We start from the raw sequence: 256 nt of genomic DNA, 5'->3' as shown, positions 1-256 counted from the left end.
CTATTGGCCGGCGCGTTCTTGCCGCCGTTGGATTTTTTTATCGTCAATGTGGCGTTGCCCTCGATTCGCAGCGGGCTCGGCGCCAGCCCGGCGCAGGTGCAGTTGGTGATCTCGGCATACGCCGCTACCTATGCGGTTTTCCTGATTACCGGCGGGCGGCTGGGCGACCTGTTTGGCCGACGCCGGGTGTTTCTGGCGGGCATGGCAGGCTTTGGCATGGCCTCGCTGATCTGCGGCCTGGCCACCACGCCAACGC

Annotated in this window: 1 protein-coding gene; it reads left to right on the top strand. The window is 64.8% G+C overall.

Going from position 1 to position 256, the window contains the following annotated elements; genetic code table 11:
- Nucleotides 1–256 (top strand): MFS transporter (locus AC0IW9_RS31250; RefSeq protein ID WP_471652180.1); only part of this gene is annotated, 256 nt, incomplete at both ends.

Source organism: Belnapia sp. AC561 (assembly GCF_979252845.1).
This window is presented reverse-complemented; position numbering and strand designations above follow the sequence as displayed.